This is a genomic window from Rhizobium sp. BE258 (genome assembly GCF_031457345.1).
Lineage (GTDB): Bacteria > Pseudomonadota > Alphaproteobacteria > Rhizobiales > Rhizobiaceae > Rhizobium.
The window spans coordinates 814591-834431 of the sequence record NZ_JAVDWL010000001.1; the positions used below are offsets into that span (position 1 = coordinate 814591).

A 19841-nucleotide genomic window follows, 5' to 3' on the forward strand; every position below is an offset into this window, starting at 1 on the left:
GGTCCGGTGTCAGAGTTTGCCCTTCCAGGGCACAAGCTGCTTTTCGAGAAAGCGCATTGCGGCCGTGAAGGCGAAGGCGAAGATGGCGATGACGATCAGGCCCACGAAGACGACGTCCGTCGCCAGGAAGTTGGCAGCCGACATGATCATGTAACCGACGCCCGACTGCGCAGCGATCAGTTCGGCCGCCACCAGTGTCGACAGCGTGGCGCCGATTGCGATGCGCAGGCCGGTCAGGATTTCCGGAAGGGCCGAAGGAAGCACGATCGTCGTGAACAGCTGGAAGGTGTTGGCGCCGAGCGACTGCGCGGCATTGATGCGCTCCTGCGGGACCGAGCGGACACCGGCCTGTGCGGCGTAACAGATCGGGGCGAAGGCTGAGAGGCTGAGGAGCAGGATCTTCGAGGACTCGCCGATGCCGAGCCAGATGATCAACAGCGGCAGATAGGCAAGCGGCGGCAGGCCCCAGTAGATGTCGATCGGAACGCTGAGCACGCCCTTGGCCCAGCGGTTAAGCCCCATGATCAGACCGATCGGGACGCCAAGGACAATGCCGAAGGCGAGCGATACGCTGATGCGTCCAAGGCTTGCCAGAATGTGTTCCGTCAGCGTGCCGTTCGCATAGCCGTCAGAGGCGATTGCCTGAAACTGCACGAGGACTTCGCTTGGCGACGGTAGGAAGAGCGGCGAGGCGAGATGATAGCGGGTGGCGATCACCCAGCCGAGGACGAGCGCCAGCAGGGTGCCGGCGCTGATGGCGAATGTGCCGGTCGCGGGAGTGCGGCTGCGCGGTTTGCGCGGCGAGGCGACTTCACCCTCTATTGCCGTCGAGTGCTCTGCCAATACGCTCATGGGGTAATTCCTTGGTGCCTGTCTTCGCTGTCATGCGCCAGCCGTCAGGCGGCGCGGCGGTCATGTGCGGGTTTGTGAATGATCGAGCGGATCTCTTCGCGGAGCGTCACGAACCGGGGATCGGCGAGGATCGGGCCGATGTCACCGGTGCTGGCAAACTGGCGAACGAAGCCGGCTTCATAACGTGCCACGACGCGGCCGGGGCGCGGCGACATGACGAGGATATGGGTTCCGAGCGTCAGGGCCTCTTCGATCGAATGGGTGATGAAGAACACCTGCTTCCTGGTTTCCGACCAGACCGAAGCCAGCAATTGCTGCATGGTTTCGCGGGTCAGGCTGTCGAGCGCGCCAAACGGTTCGTCCATCAGAAGCACCTTCGGATCAGTCGCCAGTGCCCGGGCGATGCCGACGCGCTGGCGCATGCCGCCGGAGAGCTCGTAGGGAGGCTTGGATTCGAAGTCAGAGAGACCGACCAGCTTGAGAAGTTCACGCGCGCGTTGATATCGCTCTCTCTTTCCCACGCCCTGATAGCGCAGCCCGAGAGCCACATTGTCGAGAACGCTCGACCAGGGAAGCAGGGTGTCCTTCTGGAACACCACGCCGCGGTCGCCGCCTGGGCGCGACACGGGCGCGCCGTCGATCAGGATCTCGCCTTCCGTCAGCGGCTGGAAGCCGGCAATGGCGTTTAGCAGGGTGGATTTTCCGCAGCCGGATGCGCCGAGCGCGACAACGATGGAGTCCTGCGGGATATTGAAGGAGACGTTGTCGAGCGCATGGACGGAGGTTCCGTCGGCTGCGTCGAACTTCACGGTCGCGTTTCTGACTTCGAGCATGGGGAGAGTCCTGACAAGGAGATATGGCGGCCCATCGGGCCGCCATTTGTGTCTGAGAATGATCTCAGTTCGAAGCGAGAGCCGCTGCCGCGAACTGCGGATCCACGAAGCCGGCGTAGCTGTCCTTCACCGCCGTGATCTTCTTCTGCTCCTTGAGGAACTGCGCGGTGTCCTTCAGCGTCTTGGCGACGCTGCCCTTGTCGCCTTCGCCGAGCCAGGCCGCTGTGACCTGTTCCTGGAGGGGGACGACCACGGTCGTGTTCAGCCAGCCGGCATTTTCTTCAGGCGTGCCACCCTGAAGCTTGGCAATCGCCTTGATGTTCTCGGAGGACGGACCCCAGTTTTTCGGGTTCTTTGCGAAGTCGACATAGTACTTGTCGAGCTGGCCGACATACTTCGTCAGAAACTCGGGGTTCTTCTTGGCGAACTCGCCGGTGACAACGAGGGCGCTGAACACAGGCGCGCCGCGCTTGGAAACTTCACCCGAGGTCACCAGAACCTTGCCGTCCTTCTTCAGTTCGCTCAGAGCCGGGTCCCAGACGAAGGCGCCGTCAATATCGCCGCGCTTCCAGGCGGCAACGATCTGCGGCTGCGGCATTGCGATAACCTGCGAATCCTTCTCGGTGAGGCCTTCCTGCTTCAGGTAGGCGAGCAGCTGGTAGTGATCGGTCGAAACCGGGGCTGCGGAGAACTTCTTGCCCTTGAGATCGGCAGAGGACTTGATGTCGTTGCGCACGACCAGGGCTTCGCTGTCGCCAGCGCCAGCGGTGATGTAGATGCCCTTGACGTCGAGATCCTTGCTGACCGAGGCAGCATAGGGGCTCGAGCCGACGTCGCCGAGCTGGACGTCGCCGGATGCGATCGCCGCGAAGATGTCGGCGCCGGAGTTGAAGCGACGGAATTCTATATCCCAGCCGGTCTGCTTGGCGAGTTCGCCATTGGCGATGCCGACCAGATACGGCACAGCGCCGGTCTGATAGGCGATAACAACCTTCTTGGCTTCATCCGCATGTGCGGCGGTCATAAAGGACGCGACCAGACCGATCGTTCCAAGCAATGTTTTGATGCGCATGTGCCACCCTCAATGTTCATCGTCGGCCACAGCGGCGACGTCCAAATCAGATTTCCACAATGTATATTTATTTTATAGATTATATTTTCTAAGTTTTCGGAGGAAGGGAGAAGACTAGTCCGCGCAGGGCACAGGCAGGCAGCAGAGACTTACCTTGAGAGCGGCGGGTGTCTGTCCGGTGCAGCTGGAAGCCGGTGCTAGCGCTGACAAGCTCGCCTGCGGCAGAAGGCGCGGGACGGCCACCCCGCACAGGATTGCGCCGTTACATTTGCGGAATGAGCGGCGGCACCTGAATGACGACAGGCTTGCTGACGCCCGATTCGATGACTTCGAACACCTTTTTCAGCATCTCAGGCACATCCTGCCGCACCATCTCTATCTCGTTTCCGAGCAGCGAGACGAAGGGATCCCAGTCGAAACAGCCGAGAACGAGACTGTCGTCGTTGAGGTGCCCGGACCGCCGCACCCAGCGCATGACGCCTTCGAGCGAAATGGTCGAGTTGACGAACATGCCGCCGACATTGGCATCGCCCTTGAGCGCTAGATCGTCCAGCGCCTTCTCGGCTTTCTCCGGTGCGTAGCCGCAGGCAAGGATATGTTCCTCGGCAACGGCGAGGCCGAGATCGGAGTGGGCAGCACGAAAGCCCCGGATGCGTTCTGCCGTATTGTGATCGCTGCCGCGGCCGCCGATGAAGAGCAGCGGGCCCTTCTTTCCGAGCCGCCGTTCGCAGTTCACCAGAATGCGCCGGGTCAGTTCGCGGGCGCCGGCAAAATTGTCAGAAATAATCGAGGGGGCGAGCGCCCCGGGCAGGTCGAGGTTGAGGCTGCGGACGCCGGCTGCGGCGCACATCTCCGTGATCCTGTCCGGGTCGGTGGCGCCCGTCGCGATCAGGCATTCGACCTGGTAGGAAAGCATCGTGCGGGCGGCCTCGATCTCAAGTTCGGGGTCGCGGCGGGTACAGGTGATGATCGGAAAAAGCCCGCGCGCGCGGGCCATGTCCTCGAAAAGCTCGACGATCGAGCCGAAGTAGCGGTTGTCATATTTCGGAACGATCATGCCGATGATGTGGGACTTTTCGCGCCTCAGCAGGCTCGCCTGCATATTGAGCGCATAGCCCTGTTCCTCGGCTATCTTCATGATCTTTTCGGCGAGCTGGCTGCTGATCCTGCGCTTCTTCCAATTGCCGTTGAGGACGGCGCTGACGGCGCTGGCGGATGTGCCGGCAAGCTCCGCCAGATCGTAAATCGTTGTCCTCTTGGCCTGCTTTACGTGATTCAAAATTGGTTTCTCCATTTTCGCTAACTTGACATCAAACTGAAGAAGTGGCAATTCTTGCTTCATCGATTGAGCAAGCTTGCGTAATCGATGTTACAAGCTGGCTTCGTGCCGGTGCAGGGAGGTATTTTCTAAGAATCTGCGGATAGCCCGGTCTTTGCGGGGCGCGTCGCATGCCGTCTTGATGGCATCGATGGGCAGTGGCGAGGAGAGGGCGGCTGCGGTGACCGGCGGTAATGCCTGGGCCTGTCTTTGAACACACCAAGGAGGAGAGAATGAAATATCGCAATTTGCTTATGGCGTCGGCGACCATCGCGATGGGATTTGCCGGTACGGCCTTTGCCCAGGAAGCCTCGACCGTCGCTTTCCTGATGCCTGACCAGGCGTCGACGCGCTACGAGCAGCACGACTTCCCAGGCTTCAAGGCCGAGATGGAAAAGCTTTGCGCCAAGTGCACGGTCGTCTATCAGAACGCCAATGCCGATGCCTCGCTGCAGCAGCAGCAGTTCAATTCGGTGATCGCCCAGGGCGCCAAGGTAATCGTGCTCGATCCGGTTGATTCCGCCGCCGCTGCTGGTCTCGTCGAGATCGCCCAGTCGCAGGGCGTCAAGGTTATCGCCTATGACCGTCCGATCCCCGACAAGCCGGCCGATTTCTACGTCTCCTTCGACAACGAGGGTATCGGCTACGCGATCGCCAAGTCGCTGGTCGAACACCTGAAGAAGGAAGGTGTGGCCGATGGCGCCGGCGTTCTGCAGATCAACGGTTCGCCGACAGACGCCGCAGCAGGCCTCATTCGTGATGGCGTCCATCGTGGCCTGAAGGAATCTGCCTACAAGACGCTTGCCGAATACGATACGCCGGAATGGGCGCCGCCGAAGGCTCAGGAATGGGCTGCAGGCCAGATCACCCGCTTCGGCGCTGACATCAAGGGCGTCGTTGCCGCCAACGACGGCACCGGCGGCGGCGCGATTGCCGCCTTCAAGGCCGCTGGCGTGAAGCCCGTTCCGCCGGTGACGGGCAACGATGCGACGATCGCAGCGCTACAGCTCGTCATCTCCGGTGACCAGTACAACACGATCTCGAAGCCATCGGAAGTGGTTGCCGCGGCTGCTGCCAAGGTTGCCGTGCAGATGCTGAAGGGTGAAACGCCTGAAGCCAAGACGACGCTCTACAAGACGCCGTCCGAATTGTTTGTTCCGGCTGTCGTCACAGCCGAGAACATCAAGGCTGAAATCTTCGACAAGAAGATCCAGACGGCTGAGCAGATCTGCACCGGCGAATATGCCGACGGCTGCAAGAAGCTCGGCATCACCAACTAAATCTGCCTATATTCTCCGGCCGCGTTGATGGCGGCCGGAGGTTTCCCGGGCAAGAAGGGCTTCAGCCATGGTTACCGATAAGGGCATGCCGGAGAAGGGACAAACGATCCTCCGGTTGAGCAATGTTTCCAAGAATTTCGGCGCGGTCTCGGCGCTGACCGACATCGAACTTGAGGTCAAGGCCGGTGAGGTCGTGGCGCTGGTCGGCGATAACGGCGCGGGCAAGTCGACACTGGTGAAGGTTCTGGCCGGCGTGCATCAGCCGTCATCCGGAACGATAGAATTCTGCGGCCAGACCGTGACGCTGGACAGCCCGGGCCGAGCCCTTGAGCTCGGTATCGCAACTGTCTTCCAGGACCTGGCGCTCTGCGAAAACCTCGACGTCGTCGCCAATCTTTTCCTCGGCCACGAGCTGTCGCCCTGGAGCCTCGACGAGGTGGCGATGGAAGTGCGTGCCTGGACGCTGCTGCGCGAACTTGCAGCCCGCATTCCCTCGGTCCGGGAGCCCATCGCTTCATTGTCGGGCGGCCAGCGCCAGACGGTGGCGATTGCCCGCTCGCTGCTGCTCGATCCGAAGATCATCATGCTCGACGAGCCGACCGCCGCACTCGGCGTCGCACAGACGGCCGAGGTTCTCAACCTGATCGAGCGCGTCCGCGAGCGTGGCCTCGGCGTCATCATCATCAGCCACAATATGGAAGACGTGCGTGCGGTTGCCGACCGGATCGTCGTGCTTCGCCTCGGGCGCAACAACGGCGTCTTCACGCCTGATGCTTCCAACCAGGAACTCGTCGCCTCGATCACGGGTGCGACCGAAAATTCCGTATCCCGGCGGCTCGAACGAAAGAGCAGCACAGCCCAGGAAAACAGCGGGAGCCCGGCATGAGCCAGAAACCATCCAATACACTTGCGCCGGCTGCCACACTTGATCGCAGCGACGAGCGTGTGCGGCACGACGACAGCATCGGCGCGATGATCAAGGCATTCTTCGACCGCGTGCGCTCCGGCGATCTCGGCATGCTGCCGGTCGCCGTCGGCCTGATCGTCATCTCGACGGTGTTCTCGATCCTCAACCCGATCTTCCTGGCGCCGAACAATCTTGTCAATCTGCTGTTCGACTGTGCGACGGTCGGCGTCATTTCGCTCGGCATCGTCTGCGTGCTGATGCTCGGCGAAATCGATCTCTCCGTGGGATCGATGAGCGGCCTTTCGTCGGCAATCCTCGGCGTCCTCTGGGTCAATACCGGCTGGCCGCTGCCTTTGGCGATCATCGTTGCCATTATCGCCGGCATGGTCGTCGGTGCGCTCTATGCGGTTCTCTATAACAGGCTCGGCATGCCGAGCTTCGTTGCGACGCTGGCCGGGTTGCTCGCGCTTCTCGGTATGCAGCTCTATATCCTCGGGCCGACAGGCAGTATCAATCTGCCCTTCGCCTCGCCGCTGGTCCGCTTCGGCCAGATCCTCGTCATGCCCTTCTGGCTCTCGCATCTGCTGGCGCTTCTGCCCGGTCTGGTGCTGATCGTGAACGGTATGCGCAAACGCCAGCAGCGTCAGTCGGTCAATCTCTCCCAGCAGCCGCTCGGCGCGCTGGTGATCAAGGCCGCCGTGCTGACCGCCGCTCTCGAATTTGCCGCCTACTATCTCAATCTCGGCCGCGGCGTGCCGTGGATGTTCGGCCTCTTCGTCCTGATTGCCGTCGTGCTGAACTACGCGCTGACGCGGACGCAGTGGGGACGCTCGATGTTCGCCGTCGGCGGCAACCGGGAAGCGGCGCGCCGCGCCGGCATCAATGTCCGCCGTATCTATCTCAGCGCCTTCATGCTCTGCTCGACGCTGGCGACGATCGGCGGCATCCTTTCGGCCTCGCGGCTGGCCTCTTCCAGCCAGCAGGCCGGCACTGGCGACGTCAACCTCAACGCCATCGCTGCAGCCGTCATCGGCGGTACCAGCCTCTTCGGCGGACGCGGCAGCGCCTATTCCGCTCTGCTCGGCATCATCGTGATCCAGGCGATTTCCAACGGATTGACGCTTCTCAATCTCAGCTCGTCGCTGCGCTACATGATAACAGGGGCCGTTCTTGCGATCGCCGTCATCGTCGATTCGCTCGCCCGCCGCTCCCGTGTCAGCCATGGACGCGCCTGATCCGCATTTTATGAAGGAGTATTTCCATGACTGAACTCATGAAGGGCAAGGTTGCTGCCATCACCGGCGCTGCGTCGGGCATCGGGCTCGAATGTGCCCGTACGCTTCATGCAGAAGGCGCAACCGTCGTGCTCGTCGATCGCGCCGCGGACAAGCTTGAGGCGCTGTGCAAGGAGATCGGTGAGGGCGCCCTGCCGCTCGTCGTCGATCTTCTCGACGGCAAGCAGGTTTCCGGCATGCTGCCGCGGATCCTGGAGATCGCCGGAGGTCTCGATATCTTCCACGCCAATGCCGGCGCCTATATCGGCGGCCCGGTGGCGGAAGGCGATCCCGATGCGTGGGACCGGATGCTGAACCTCAACATCAACGCGGCTTTCCGCTCGGTTCATGCCGTGCTGCCGCACATGATTGCCCAAAAGTCCGGCGACATCCTGTTCACCAGTTCCATCGCCGGCGTCGTGCCTGTGGTCTGGGAGCCGATCTACACCGCTTCGAAATTCGCCGTTCAGGCCTTCGTCCATTCCACCCGCCGCCAGGTGGCGCCGCACGGCGTTCGCGTCGGCGCCGTTTTGCCGGGGCCGGTGGTCACCGCTCTGCTCGACGACTGGCCGAAGGCGAAGCTCGACGATGCGCTGGCCAATGGCAGCTTGATGCAGCCGAAGGAAGTGGCCGATGCCGTGCTCTTCATGCTGTCGCGTCCGCGCAACGTAACGATCCGTGATCTGGTGATCTTGCCGAACAGCGTCGATCTCTGAGATTGACGACGCCGTCCCGATTGCCCCTGTTCCTGCCAGATTGAAACGAGAGACCATGAGCGACACATCTCACACGCCGCAAGCGGGTGGCAAACATGTCATTGGCGTCGATGTCGGCACCGGCAGCGCCCGCGCCGGCATTTTCGACCTCACCGGCCGGATGCTGGCATCGGCCAAGCGGGACATCACGCTGTTCCATGCGCCGGGTTCGATCGTCGAGCAGTCGAGCACGGAAATATGGGCCGCAGTCTGCGCGGCCGTGCGCGAAGCCGTTTCCATTGCAGGTATCGATGCCGCGACCGTCGCCGGTCTCGGCTTCGATGCGACCTGTTCGCTGGTGGTGCTTGGTGAGGGCGGAAGGCCGCTGCCGGTCGGGCCGTCGGAAGATCCGGATCGCAACATCATCGTCTGGATGGATCACCGGGCCGTTCCTCAGGCGGAGCGCATCAACGCGCTCGGCCACGATGTGCTCCGCTATGTCGGCGGGCGCATTTCGCCCGAGATGGAAACGCCGAAGCTGCTCTGGCTCAAGGAAAACCGCCCGCAGGTCTTCGACGCGGCATGGCAGTTTTTCGACCTCGCCGATTTCCTCACCTGGCGGTCGACAGGCGATATCGCGCGCTCGACCTGCACGGTCACCTGCAAATGGACCTATCTGGCCCATGAGCAGCGCTGGGACGCCGGATATTTCGAGCAGGTCGGTCTTGGCGAGCTGGCCGCGGAAGGCTTTGCCCGTATCGGCCAGACGATCGTCGAGCCCGGCTCGGCGCTGGGTCAAGGCTTGACGGCTGCAGCTGCAGAGGAGCTTGGGCTACTCGCCGGGACGCCGGTTGCGGCCGGTCTTATCGATGCGCATGCCGGCGGGATCGGCACTGTCGGGATCGGTGGCGGGCCGCAGACCAATCTCGCCTATGTCTTCGGCACATCCTCTTGCACGATGACATCGACATCGGAGCCTGCCTTCGTGCCGGGCGTCTGGGGTCCCTACTATTCCGCGATGGTTCCCGGGCTCTGGTTGAACGAGGGCGGCCAGAGTGCTGCGGGCGCGGCAATCGACCAGCTGCTCGCCTTTCATCCGGCCGCCGGCGAGGCAAAGGATATTGCTAAGCGCGCCGGTATTCCGCTGCCGGTGCTGCTGGCCGATATGGCAGCCGAAAGGGCGGGCAGTGCTTCCGGTGCCGTCACGCTTGCCACTGGTCTGCATGTCGTTCCGGAATTTCTCGGAAATCGCGCGCCCTTCGCCGATCCGCATGCCCGTGCCGTCATTGCCGGTCTCGGCATGGAGCGGGATATCGATAGTCTCGTTGCTCTCTACGTCGCAGGCCTCTGCGGCATCGGCTACGGGCTGCGGCAGATCGTCGACACACAGGCCGATGCGGGCGTCACCGTCGACAACATCGTCGTCAGCGGCGGCGCCGGCCAGCACGATTTCGTTCGCCAGTTGCTGGCCGATGCGAGCGGCAAACCGGTCGTGGCCACGAAAGCCGGGGAGCCGGTGCTGCTTGGCGCTGCCATTCTCGCTGCCGTGGCCGGTGGTCAGTTTGCCGATGTGGCGGAGGCAATGACCAGCCTCTCCTCCGTCGAGCAGACATTCGCACCGGCGGGTGGCGACATCGCCGGGCTGCATCTGAAACGCTATGACGGCTTCAAAGAGTTGCAGACGCTCTCGCGCAAACTGCGGGATTCCTGACGTCCCGGCCCGTGGGCAGCACGATTACGCCGAATTTTTCGGAAAAATGCCGGTGACGTGTCGGATCGTTGAAGGCATGTTCGTCCTTGGGATGTCCATTCCATCAGCAAGGAGGAGAACACCATGCCGAGCACCATCCGTCTGCACCGTGTCCTGGCGACCAGTCCCGACAAGATCTACCGCGCCTTCATCGAGGCCGACGCGCTTGCCAAGTGGCTGCCGCCGAACGGCTTCGCCTGCACGGTCGATCATCTGGAAGCGTCTGTCGGCGGTACGTTCAGAATGTCATTCCGCAACTTCACGACAGGCGACAGCCATGCCTTCGGCGGCGAATATCGCGAGCTCGTGCCCGGCGAACGTGTTCGCTACACCGATGTTTTCGACGATCCCAACCTGCCCGGTGAAATGGAAGTCACCGTCATCCTGAAAAAGGTTTCTGTTGGTACCGAGGTCGATATCACTCAGGCGGGCGTTCCCGATCTCATCCCGGCCGAAGCCTGCTATCTCGGCTGGCAGGAATCGCTGAAGAACCTCGCCCGGCTGGTCGAGCCCGATATCCGGAACTGACGGATCCGGCCCAAAGCATCAGCCTGCGGCAACCGTTCCATCGACGAGGATGAAGGGGTGGCCGCGGGAGCATGTCTCGATCCGCGCTTCGACCTTGTAGACGTCCTTCAGCATGTTTGAGGTTATGACGTCGCGGGTCGGACCGCTCGTCGCCATCGCGCCATTGGCGATCACGATCGTGTTGTGGCAATAGCGCAGCGCATGATTGAGATCGTGCAGGGCGATCAGCACGATCATCCCCGTCCGGCTTGCCAGACCTTCGACGAAAGCCAGAACCTCGATCTGGCGATGCAGATCGAGTGCCGAGGTCGGCTCGTCCATCAAGAGAACTTCGGGTTTGCGGACCAGCGCCTGCGCCAGCGATACCAGCTGGCGCTGGCCGCCGGAAAGTTCGCCAAGTCCCCGGAAGGCAAGGTCATCGATCCTCAGGGCCTTCAGGATCGCGTCGATCTCATCGAGTTCTCCGTCCTGGACGCGCCATCCGCCGCCCTGCTTTGCCGAAAGCAGCACTGACTCGTAGACGGTCAGCACGGCGTTCGCGCCGGTATCCTGCGGCATGTAGCAGACAGCCCGGTCTCCGCGTTCGGTGCCAGACAGCTCGACCACGCCGGGCCCCGATATCAATCCGGCAATGCGCTTGAAGAGCGTTGACTTGCCCGCCGCATTCGGGCCGATGACGGCCGTCAGGCTGCCGCTTTCGAGCGTACCAATGCCGATTTTCGACAGAACGGTGACGCGGCCATAATTGGCGCCGACGTCTCTGAGTGCCAGCTCTACCAAGACCGTCTCCTGTTGCTGAAGATGAGCGCGAAGAAGAAGGGAACGCCGACCACCGCCGTGATCACGCCGATCGGCAGGATCGCTCCCGGAATGAGCATCTTGCTGACGACCGATGTCGCCGACAGCAGCAGCGCGCCGCAGATCACCGAGCCAGGCAGGAAGAAGCGTTGGTCCTCGCCGACGACCATGCGGGCGATATGTGGACCGACGAGACCGATGAAGCCGATCGTGCCGACGAAGGAGACCGGAATGGCGGCAAGCAGGCTGACGGTCAGCATCGTTCGCAGACGCAGGCGGCGGACATTGACGCCCATGCTGGCCGCCTTGTCGTCGCCGAGCCGCAATGCGGTCAGCGCCCAGGCATCGCGCATGAAGAGCGGCACTGTCACGACGAGCACGGCAGCCGTGACGTAGACCTTTGCCCATGTCGCCTTCGTCAGGCTGCCCATCGTCCAGAAGACCACCGCTGCCAGAGCCTGTTCCGAGGCGAGATATTCCAGCAGTGACAAGGCGGCGTTGAAGGAGAATACCAGCGCGATGCCGAGCAGCACGATGGTTTCGACGCTGACGCCGCGCATTGTTGATGCGAAATAGATGAAGAGCGATGCCAGCATCGCCATCAGGAAGGCGTTGATCGGAACCATATACTGGACGGCCGCCGGAAAGACGGCGACACCTGTTACCAGCGCCAGTGCTGCGCCGAAGCTTGCCGCCGCGGAAATCCCGAGCGTGAAGGGGCTGGCCAGCGGGTTCGACAGGATGGTCTGCATCTGCGCGCCGGCAACGGAAAGGGCCGCACCCACGGTGACCGCCATCAAGGCGATCGGCATGCGGATATCCCAGATGACGACCCTTAGCTGGTTGCCGGCGACTTCCGGGTTGAACAGGGCCAGAAGAACCTGGCGGATTTCGTAATTCGCCGGACCGAGTGCCATGTCGGCGGCGACGCTGACGCAGAGTGCTGCCGTCAATAGAACGAGGATGACGATCCGGCGGAAGGCGAGAGCGCGATAGCGCTCCCGCCCTGCGATGTCAGCGGTAAGAGCCGTCCCGGCCATCGGTTACTCGCCCTTCAGGGAGACGAAGTAGCCGGGCTTGTAGTCGAGCGGCAGGAAGCGCGCATGCAACTCCTTGAAGGTCGCTTCGGGATCGAGGTCCTTGAAGAGATCCGGATGCAGCCACTTGGCGATCTCCTGGATGGCGACGAACTGGTAGGGGTTGTTGTAGAACTGGTGCCAGATCGCATGGACATTTCCGTCTTCGACGGCCTTGACGCCGGTAAAGGCCGGGCGCTTGGTCAGGGCCTCGAGCTTGCGCTTGGCTTCTGTCAGATCGGCGCCGTAACCGACGCCAACCCAGGCGCCGCCAGGAACGAAGGCTTCCCACATGCCGCCGGTGACGATGATCTGATCCGGGTTCGAAGCGACGATCTGCTCCGGGTTTACCGTGCCGAAGGTTCCGGGAATGATATCCTTCGCCATGTTGGTGCCGCCGGCGATCTCGACCATCATGCCGAAATTCTCGTTTCCGAACGACATGCAGCAATCGTCGGAGTAGCCGCCTGCACGCTCGACGAAGACAACGGGGCGGGCGGGCTTGGCCGCTTCCAGCTTGTCGGTCACGACCTTGATGGAGTCAGCGCGGAACTTGATGAAGTCCTCTGCCAGCTGCTCCTTGCCCATCAGCTTGCCCATGACGCGCATGCTCGGCTCGGTGTTTTCCATCGGCTTTTCGCGGAAGTCGACATAGACGAGCGGAATGCCGACCTTGGCGAGCTTTTCGATATAGCCCGCTTCCTCGGTCGCCGTCTTGGCGTCGACATTCATCAGGATGACATCGGGCTTCAGGGTGACGGCTTGTTCGATGTCGAAGGTGCCGTCCTTCATGCCGCCGAAGGTCGGCAGCTTGGCGATATCAGGGTACTTGGCAAGATAGGCCCTGTAGGTCTCGGGATCGGCCTTGGGCAGATCGTCGCGCCAGCCGACGACGTGTTCGAATGGATTGGTCTTGTCGAGCGCCGCCAGGAAGTAGATCTGCCGTCCTTCGCCGAGAATGACGTGCTTGACGGGAACCTCGACCTCGACGTCGCGGCCGGTTACGTCCTTCAACGAAATCTTTTCGGCAAGTGCCGGCCAGACGGTGGCAAGCAGCAGTGCTGCAGAGAGGCCTGCGGCTTTGAATTGAATGTGCATTGAGTGGTCCCCCGTGAAAATCTAGGGGGCTCTATTATTTTATGATTGCAATAGTCAAGTTTTATCTTTTAGAGCAATTCAAGACTGAGAACGGATGAGCGGCAGAACCGGAATGAGCGCAGTGAACGGCACCAACTATCACCTGAAGGAGGAGATCAAGGCCTACTGGTCGGCGCGGGCCGCCACCTTCGATGCCTCTCCAGGGCATGAGATTTTTTCCGAGGACGAGCGCCGCGCCTGGCGCGATCTGATCGCCAAGCATCTCGGTCCCGGCGATGGCCGCGGCGCGCTCGACCTTGCCAGCGGTACCGCGGTGATCTCGCATCTGATGGACGACGCCGGTTACAAGGTAACGGGTCTCGACTGGTCGGAAGCCATGCTGGAGCGGGCGCGCGCCAAGGCCCGGCAGCGCGGCCGCGACATCCGTTTTCGCATCGCCGATGCCGAGCACACGATGGAGCCGGATGCCGCCTATGATGTGGTCATCACGCGCCATCTCGTCTGGACGCTGATCGATCCGGAGAGCTGTTTTCGCGAGTGGCTGCGGGTGCTGAAGCCCGGCGGCCGCCTGCTGATCGTCGATGGCGATTTCGTCAATACGGGACGGGCCGAACGCCTGCTCAAGAAGCTAGCAGGCATATTGGAGAAGGTGGGGCTCTTGCGGACCGACCCGAAGCACGCGCCGCCGGAGCTGACCGGAAAGCACGAAGAGATTCTCCGGCAGGTCTATTTCTCAGGCGGTGCGAGAGCCGATGAGGTCGCGGCCTTGCTCGCGGCCGCCGGCTTTCAGCGTATCGAGATCGACCGGGATCTGCGGCAGGTACACAAGGCGCAGGCCGCCAACTGGAATATCCTGAAAGCGGCCGCACGCGGGCTGCAGCATCGCTATGCCATCTGCTGCGAAAAGCCTTTCTGAGCAGACGTCCGGTTACCGGCCCTCGATACGGGCAAAGACCCGGTCGAGTGCTGCAGTCAAAGCGGTCTTGCCGCCATCGGCGTCGAAGTCGCGGAGAACCTGTTCATTCAATCCACCTCTGGTGGCAAATTCTTCGCTCAAGGCGTTGAAATCGCCGGCATGCGGGCCGTTGGCGCGCCGCGCCAGGCTCTCGAACAGCGGCGCGAGGTAGGCGCGGGCCTTCGTCCGCTCCAGTCCGTTGGTTTCCAGCCATCCGGTGGTGAATTCCATGATGCCGAAATAGGTCGACATCAACGCGCTTGCCGCAGCGAGGAGATCATATTCCTTGCGGGATTCGCACTGGACGGCCTTGCCAAGCGCGTCGAACATGGCAGCGACGGCGGGGTCCGGAGGATAGATGGCGGTCACGCCCTGGCGCTCGGCAACGAAGGGCAGGGGAATGGCCTGCACCAGATGGATATCGGTGCCGATCCATTTCAGCAGGACTTCGCGCTCGGTGGCGGCGATGATGCTGACCACCGACTGCCCCGGCTTGAACGTCAGTTCGCCGATGACGGCTTCGGCAACCTGCGGGCGGATCGCGAGGACCACGAGGTCGCTGCGATCGACGGCGGTCTGATTATCGGGCGCAACGCTGACGGCCGCGAACTCGCTGAACAGCCTTGCGGCAATCTCTGCATTCCGGGGCGAGAGATGGACTTCGGTGGGATAGGCGGGTTCGCTGAGCAGACCTCTGACCATCGCCTCCGTGATCGCGCCGGTACCGACGAAGCCTATGCTTTTCGCTTTCATGTCACACTCCGCAGCCTTTGATAGCGAGATCATAGGGGCAGCGCTTTGATCGCAAAAGGGCCGATGGCGGCCCTGTCCGAGAATAGTCCTCATTTTTCAGATATTTGTGTGAGTGACGTCGAGGCCTCGTCAGTCGATGACGCCCTGCCGCAAAGCGGCGGCCACCAGCGCAGTGTCCTTGTAGACCGCGAAATTCGTCTTCAGCGCCTCGATATGGGTGCGGACGGTGTGCACCGAACATCCGAGGATGAGGGCGATTTCCTGCGCCGTCTTTCCCGCGCACATCAGCGTGAGAATTTCCTTTTCCCGTTTGGTAACCTGAGCCGTCATCCCCTTTACATGGGATTTCGTCTCCCGGATTGCAGCCTTCTGCATCGAAATCCTGATGCATTCGCGATCGGTGAAAAACATCGTGATCCCGCTTGAAAACGTCTTTGGCAGAGCAATTTCTTCGTGACGCGAGGAGATAGATTCATGAACGTCTTGATTGTCGAAGATGAAGGGTTCATCGCCCTGGAACTGGAAAGAATTGCCGTCGAGGCTGGTCATCGCGCGCTTGGCCCGGCCTCGACGATCGAGCAGGCATTGGCTTTCGCGCCTCGGGCTGATGCCGCACTTGTCGATGTCGGGCTGTCGGACGGGACAAGCGGAACGCAACTCGCCCGGCGGCTGATCGACCGTTTCGGGATCAGCGTGATCTTCGTGACCGGCTCTCCGCAGGCGGTCTCGCAGGGTTTCGATGGCGCCTTCGCGGTGGTCGGCAAGCCGTTTACCGACGAGCGGATCCAGTCGGCGTTGCAAGCAGCGGACGATTGGCGGCGCGGGCATGTGATCCGCGCGGCGGCATTGTGATAGAACTGCGGGCGGGCGCCATCAATAGCGTCCGCCCGCTTGTAACATTAGTACTGCATCGCGTTGAGATCGGAGATTAGCGACGGTCCGGTCGGACGCCATCCGAGCACGGCCTGCGTCTTGGCGCTCGATGCCGGGAAGTCGATCGTGGTGAAGATCGACAGCCATCCGAAATGCGCTGCGGCTTCCTCACGGGAGATCGATCTGACCGGCAGCTTGAGGCCCCGGCCGATCGCCTCGGCGATCTCGCGTGCCTCTACGCCCTCTTCGGCGACGGCGTTGTAGCGCGCGCCACTTTCGGCTCGCTCGATCGCCAGACGGTAGAGACGGGCGACATCCGACAGATGCCCGGCCGGCCAGCGATTGCGTCCTTCGCCGACATAGGCCGCGAGGCCCTTCTGGCGGGTGATTTCGATCAGCGGCGTGATGAGCCCCTGCTTGAACGTGTCGTGCACCTGTGGAAGCCGGACGACGGAAAGATTGATGCCTTCATCCAGCAGCGTCTGCCCTGCAAGCTCGGACGCGACACGCGGGTTGGGGTGGCTGGTGTTGAACACGTCCTCGCTTCCCAATTCACCGAACTCGGTATTGCCCATGCCGGTGCCCGAGGTGATGATCAGCGGCCTGTCCGACCCGGCAAGTGCCGCACCCAACGCGGCGATCGCCCGGGCATCCTTCTGGCAATTTTCGGCGAACCGCGAGAAATCGTGGTCGAAGGCGGTGTGGATCACGCCATCTGCTTCCAGCGCGCCCTTGCGAAGGCTTTCGGGATCCTCGAGCGTCCCGCGATAGACCTTAGCGCCTGCGGCTTCGAGCGCGCGCGCGCCTTCGTCCGATCGAGTCATGCCGATGACCTCGTGGCCCGCGCCAATGAGTTCCGGCACCAGCGCCGAGCCGATAAAGCCGGTTGCTCCAGTCAAAAAAATGCGCACAGCAATGTCTCCTTGCGTGTTTTACTCCGAAGAGAATATCGGCTAGAGTTCATCCTGTTAAAGTAGTGACTTTATCCTATTATAATAGCTAACAGGATCACCATGCCGATCAACACGCCGGGCACGCTTGCAGCCTTCCTGAAAGACCGCCGTGTGAAACTCGATCCGTCCGCTTTCGGCCTGTCGGGCCGGCGGCGGACGCCCGGCTTGCGCCGTGAAGAAGTGGCGCAGCGGGCCAATATCAGCCCGACCTGGTACACCTGGCTGGAGCAGGGCCGCGGCGGGGCGCCGTCTGCGGATGTTCTCAACCGGATCGCCAACGGGCTGATGCTGACAGAGCCGGAGCGCGAGCACCTCTTCATGCTCGGGCTGGGGCGGCCTCCCGAAGTGCGCTACAGGCCGGCGGAAGGCGTGACCCCGCGGCTGCAACGTCTGCTGGATTCGCTTGAGGCAAGTCCTGCGCTGATCAAGACCGCGATGTGGGATGTGGTCGCATGGAACCGCGCTGCCGCCGTCGTGCTGACCGACTACGGCACGATTGCGCCGGAGAAACGCAATATCCTCAGACTGATATTCTCCAACCCGGCGATCCGCGCCAAGCAGCATGATTGGGAAACGCTTGCCCGCTTCGTGGTTGCCGCTTTCCGGGCGGATGTCGCGCGGGCCGGCGCCGGGTCTGAAGTCAGCAAGCTGGTCGAGGAACTGAGTGCCGTCAGCCCGGATTTCGAACGGCTCTGGCAGGAAAACGACGTCCGCGTGCATGGCGATGGCGTCAAGCGCCTAAAACATCCGAAATTGGGAACGATCGATCTCGAATATTCCGCCTTTGCCGTCGATGGCAGGCCGGATCTGGGGCTGGTGATTTACAATCCGGTCGATCCTGCGACCGCGGCCGAGATCCGCAAGCTTGCAAGTGAGAAGGAATAGCCGATCCGCTTTCGCCGGTTTTTGAAGCCAACGCCTCGAACAAATCCACGGGCGAGCAGCTTGGCGTCCCGTAATGCCGGGCAGACAGCGCCTTTGCGGTCGAGCCAAAGCTGCTAGAGCAATTTGTAAGTGCTGCCCGCGGCGGGCGCCATAGAATTTCCGGTGTGCGTCCCGAAAATAGAATACTAATTCTATATACTAAATTTATATGCCGCTACCGTTGTCACCATTAGTTATTGAGGGACAACAGATGAGCTTTACGGCAACGATTAAGACCCTGCTTCTTGCGAGCACCCTGTCCGTGTCGTTTACGGCACTGGCGGCTGCGGCAGACGAGGCTGCCAAACCGGTTCAGGGCGGCACGCTGATCTATCTTGAGCAGCAGCCGCATACCAATCTCTATCCGCCGGCCGGCGGCTTCTATCCGAACGGTGGCGTGCTCAATCAGATTACCGACAAGCTCACCTATCAGAATCCGAAGACACTTGAGATCGAGCCATGGATTGCCGAATCCTGGACCGTCAACGCCGAGGCCACCGAATATACGTTCAAGCTTCGCAAGGGCGTAACCTTCTCTGACGGCACGCCGCTCGACGCGGCCGCAGTTGCCAAGAACTACGATACGTTCGGTCTCGGCAACAAGGAGCTGAAGCAGCCGGTCTCGGAAGTCATCAACAATTACGACCGTTCCGAGGTCGTCGATCCTCTGACCGTCAAGTTCTATTTCAAGAAGCCGTCCCCAGGCTTCCTGCAGGGTACGTCGGTGATCGGCTCCGGCCTGGTATCGCTGAAGACGCTGGCGCTGCCTTTCGACCAGCTGGGTGACGCGACGAAGATCGTCGGTTCCGGCCCGTTCGTCGTTGACAGCGAGACACTCGGCAAGGAGCTGAACCTCAAGGTCCGCGGCGACTACGATTGGGGTCCGGCAAAGCAGGAGCATCAGGGCCGCGCCTATCTCGACGGCATCAAGTATATCATCACCGGCGAAGACAGCGTGCGTATCGGTGCGCTGCTCTCTGGCCAGGCGGATTTCATTCGCCAGGTACAGGCCTATGATGAAGAACAGGTCGAGAGCCAAGGCTACAAGATTTATGCAGCACCGACGCGCGGCGTGAACAACAGCGTCGTCTTCCGCCCTGACAATCCACTGGTGTCCGATGTCCGCGTCCGTCAGGCGCTGCTTCACGGTACCAACAGCGCGGAAATCATATCGACGCTGTTCTCGGCCAACTATCCGCAAGCCAAGTCGATCATCGCATCGACGGCGCAGGGCTATCTCGATCTGTCGCCGAAGCTGACCTACGATGCAGCCAAGGCCACCGAGCTGCTGGATCAAGCTGGCTGGAAGGTCGGCGCCAATGGCGTCCGCGAGAAGGATGGAAAGCAGCTGGTGCTGACCGCCTATGAATCTCCGCCGCAGCCGCAGAACAAGGCAACGCTGCAGCTTGTCGCGCAGCAATGGGCAAAGCTCGGCGTTACGCTGAATGTGCTGGCGGGTGATGCCGGCAGCAAGACCGTCGACGATCTCGATCCGGCCAAGACGCCGGTGTCGCCGGCAATGGTTGGCCGGGCCGATCCTGACGTCATCAAGAGCCAGTATTATCCGAAGAACCGCGACGTGCTGCGCCAGAAGGGCGGTCCGAGCGACAAGGTGAAATCCTTCGTCGATGACAAGCTGAACGGTCTTCTCGAGCAGCTTTCCTCGCAGCCCGATCGCGAAAAGCGTCTCGCCATCGCCGGCGAGGTCCAGAACTACGTGATCGATCAGGCCTATGCGATCCCGATCTTCGAGGAGCCGCAGGCCTTTGCCGGTGCGCCTTATGTGCAGGGCGTCGGTTTCGAAGCTGTCGGTCGCCCGAGCTTCTACAACACCTGGCTTGCTGAACACTGAAGGCCATGGCCCGGCGCAAGCCGGGCCACCCGTCACCTGAAAGGATCGGC

The 19841-nt window shown here is 61.7% G+C and carries 20 protein-coding genes; 10 read left to right on the top strand and 10 right to left on the bottom strand.

The annotated features are described in order from the left end of the window. Positions 1–9 precede the first annotated feature (9 nt). The 4 genes from J2X43_RS03780 to J2X43_RS03795 form a co-directional block, all read right to left on the bottom strand. Entirely contained in the window at positions 10–852 is an 843-nt protein-coding gene (locus tag J2X43_RS03780) for an ABC transporter permease subunit (RefSeq protein ID WP_112388540.1), read from the bottom strand. A gap of 44 nt (positions 853–896) precedes the next feature. Then, positions 897–1685, bottom strand: coding sequence for a taurine ABC transporter ATP-binding protein (locus tag J2X43_RS03785; protein ID WP_112388539.1), 789 nt, complete (start codon positions 1683–1685; stop codon positions 897–899). Positions 1686–1749: 64 nt separating this feature from the next. Next, positions 1750–2757, bottom strand: a complete 1008-nt coding sequence (gene tauA, locus J2X43_RS03790) for a taurine ABC transporter substrate-binding protein (protein ID WP_112388538.1) — start codon at positions 2755–2757, stop codon at positions 1750–1752. Between the two features lie 262 nt (positions 2758–3019). Beyond that, positions 3020–4036, bottom strand: a complete 1017-nt coding sequence (locus J2X43_RS03795; RefSeq protein WP_112388537.1) for a substrate-binding domain-containing protein — start codon at positions 4034–4036, stop codon at positions 3020–3022. A gap of 272 nt (positions 4037–4308) precedes the next feature. Here J2X43_RS03795 and J2X43_RS03800 point away from each other — a divergent pair, with 272 nt between their 5' ends. The 6 genes from J2X43_RS03800 to J2X43_RS03825 all read left to right on the top strand — a co-directional run bounded on the left by J2X43_RS03800 (position 4309) and on the right by J2X43_RS03825 (position 10509). After that, on the top strand, positions 4309–5355 hold the full coding sequence (locus J2X43_RS03800; RefSeq protein WP_112388536.1) for a sugar ABC transporter substrate-binding protein: 1047 nt from the start codon (positions 4309–4311) through the stop codon (positions 5353–5355). A gap of 67 nt (positions 5356–5422) precedes the next feature. Continuing rightward, on the top strand, positions 5423–6241 hold the full coding sequence (locus J2X43_RS03805; RefSeq protein ID WP_310290944.1) for an ATP-binding cassette domain-containing protein: 819 nt from the start codon (positions 5423–5425) through the stop codon (positions 6239–6241). Then, complete coding sequence (locus tag J2X43_RS03810) at positions 6238–7497, top strand: sugar ABC transporter permease (protein ID WP_112388535.1); 1260 nt, start codon at positions 6238–6240, stop codon at positions 7495–7497. The genes J2X43_RS03805 and J2X43_RS03810 overlap by 4 nt, the downstream gene beginning before the upstream one ends. Positions 7498–7523: 26 nt before the next feature. Next, the gene (locus tag J2X43_RS03815) at positions 7524–8252 is read left to right on the top strand and encodes an SDR family oxidoreductase (RefSeq protein WP_112388534.1); all 729 of its coding nucleotides are present in this window, start codon (positions 7524–7526) and stop codon (positions 8250–8252) included. A gap of 55 nt (positions 8253–8307) precedes the next feature. Next, the gene (locus tag J2X43_RS03820) at positions 8308–9942 is read left to right on the top strand and encodes an FGGY-family carbohydrate kinase (RefSeq protein WP_112388533.1); all 1635 of its coding nucleotides are present in this window, start codon (positions 8308–8310) and stop codon (positions 9940–9942) included. A gap of 123 nt (positions 9943–10065) precedes the next feature. After that, positions 10066–10509, top strand: coding sequence for an SRPBCC family protein (locus tag J2X43_RS03825; RefSeq protein ID WP_112388532.1), 444 nt, complete (start codon positions 10066–10068; stop codon positions 10507–10509). 18 nt (positions 10510–10527) lie between these two features. On the opposite strand, the gene J2X43_RS03830 is transcribed toward J2X43_RS03825, so the two are convergent. The 3 genes from J2X43_RS03830 to J2X43_RS03840 are packed head-to-tail and all read right to left on the bottom strand — an operon-like array spanning position 10528 to position 13481. Continuing rightward, complete coding sequence (locus J2X43_RS03830) at positions 10528–11289, bottom strand: ABC transporter ATP-binding protein (RefSeq protein ID WP_112388531.1); 762 nt, start codon at positions 11287–11289, stop codon at positions 10528–10530. After that, on the bottom strand, positions 11283–12347 hold the full coding sequence (locus J2X43_RS03835; RefSeq protein WP_112388530.1) for an iron ABC transporter permease: 1065 nt from the start codon (positions 12345–12347) through the stop codon (positions 11283–11285). The genes J2X43_RS03830 and J2X43_RS03835 overlap by 7 nt, the downstream gene beginning before the upstream one ends. A 3-nt stretch (positions 12348–12350) precedes the next feature. Continuing rightward, on the bottom strand, positions 12351–13481 hold the full coding sequence (locus J2X43_RS03840; protein WP_112388529.1) for an ABC transporter substrate-binding protein: 1131 nt from the start codon (positions 13479–13481) through the stop codon (positions 12351–12353). 112 nt (positions 13482–13593) lie between these two features. Here J2X43_RS03840 and J2X43_RS03845 point away from each other — a divergent pair, with 112 nt between their 5' ends. Continuing rightward, positions 13594–14397: a class I SAM-dependent methyltransferase gene (locus J2X43_RS03845; protein ID WP_112389011.1), complete on the top strand. Its 804-nt coding sequence runs from the start codon at positions 13594–13596 to the stop codon at positions 14395–14397. Between the two features lie 12 nt (positions 14398–14409). Here the strand turns inward: J2X43_RS03845 and J2X43_RS03850 are convergent, their stop codons facing one another. Next, positions 14410–15189 (bottom strand): pyrroline-5-carboxylate reductase, encoded by a 780-nt coding sequence (locus J2X43_RS03850; protein ID WP_112388528.1) that lies wholly within the window; start codon positions 15187–15189, stop codon positions 14410–14412. Positions 15190–15318: 129 nt separating this feature from the next. Next, on the bottom strand, positions 15319–15600 hold the full coding sequence (locus tag J2X43_RS03855) for a response regulator transcription factor (RefSeq protein WP_405049559.1): 282 nt from the start codon (positions 15598–15600) through the stop codon (positions 15319–15321). Positions 15601–15663: 63 nt separating this feature from the next. Here J2X43_RS03855 and J2X43_RS03860 point away from each other — a divergent pair, with 63 nt between their 5' ends. Next, positions 15664–16041 carry a response regulator gene (locus J2X43_RS03860; RefSeq protein WP_112388527.1) on the top strand — a complete coding sequence of 126 codons (378 nt, stop codon included), beginning with the start codon at positions 15664–15666 and terminating at the stop codon, positions 16039–16041. Between the two features lie 47 nt (positions 16042–16088). Here the strand turns inward: J2X43_RS03860 and J2X43_RS03865 are convergent, their stop codons facing one another. After that, entirely contained in the window at positions 16089–16973 is an 885-nt protein-coding gene (locus J2X43_RS03865; protein WP_310290954.1) for an SDR family oxidoreductase, read from the bottom strand. 102 nt (positions 16974–17075) lie between these two features. Between J2X43_RS03865 and J2X43_RS03870 the strand changes: the two genes are divergently transcribed. Both J2X43_RS03870 and J2X43_RS03875 read left to right on the top strand, forming a co-directional pair. Further along, positions 17076–17900 (top strand): helix-turn-helix transcriptional regulator, encoded by an 825-nt coding sequence (locus J2X43_RS03870; protein ID WP_162698696.1) that lies wholly within the window; start codon positions 17076–17078, stop codon positions 17898–17900. A gap of 250 nt (positions 17901–18150) precedes the next feature. Beyond that, entirely contained in the window at positions 18151–19791 is a 1641-nt protein-coding gene (locus J2X43_RS03875; protein ID WP_112388524.1) for a TIGR04028 family ABC transporter substrate-binding protein, read from the top strand. Positions 19792–19841: the final 50 nt, after the last annotated feature.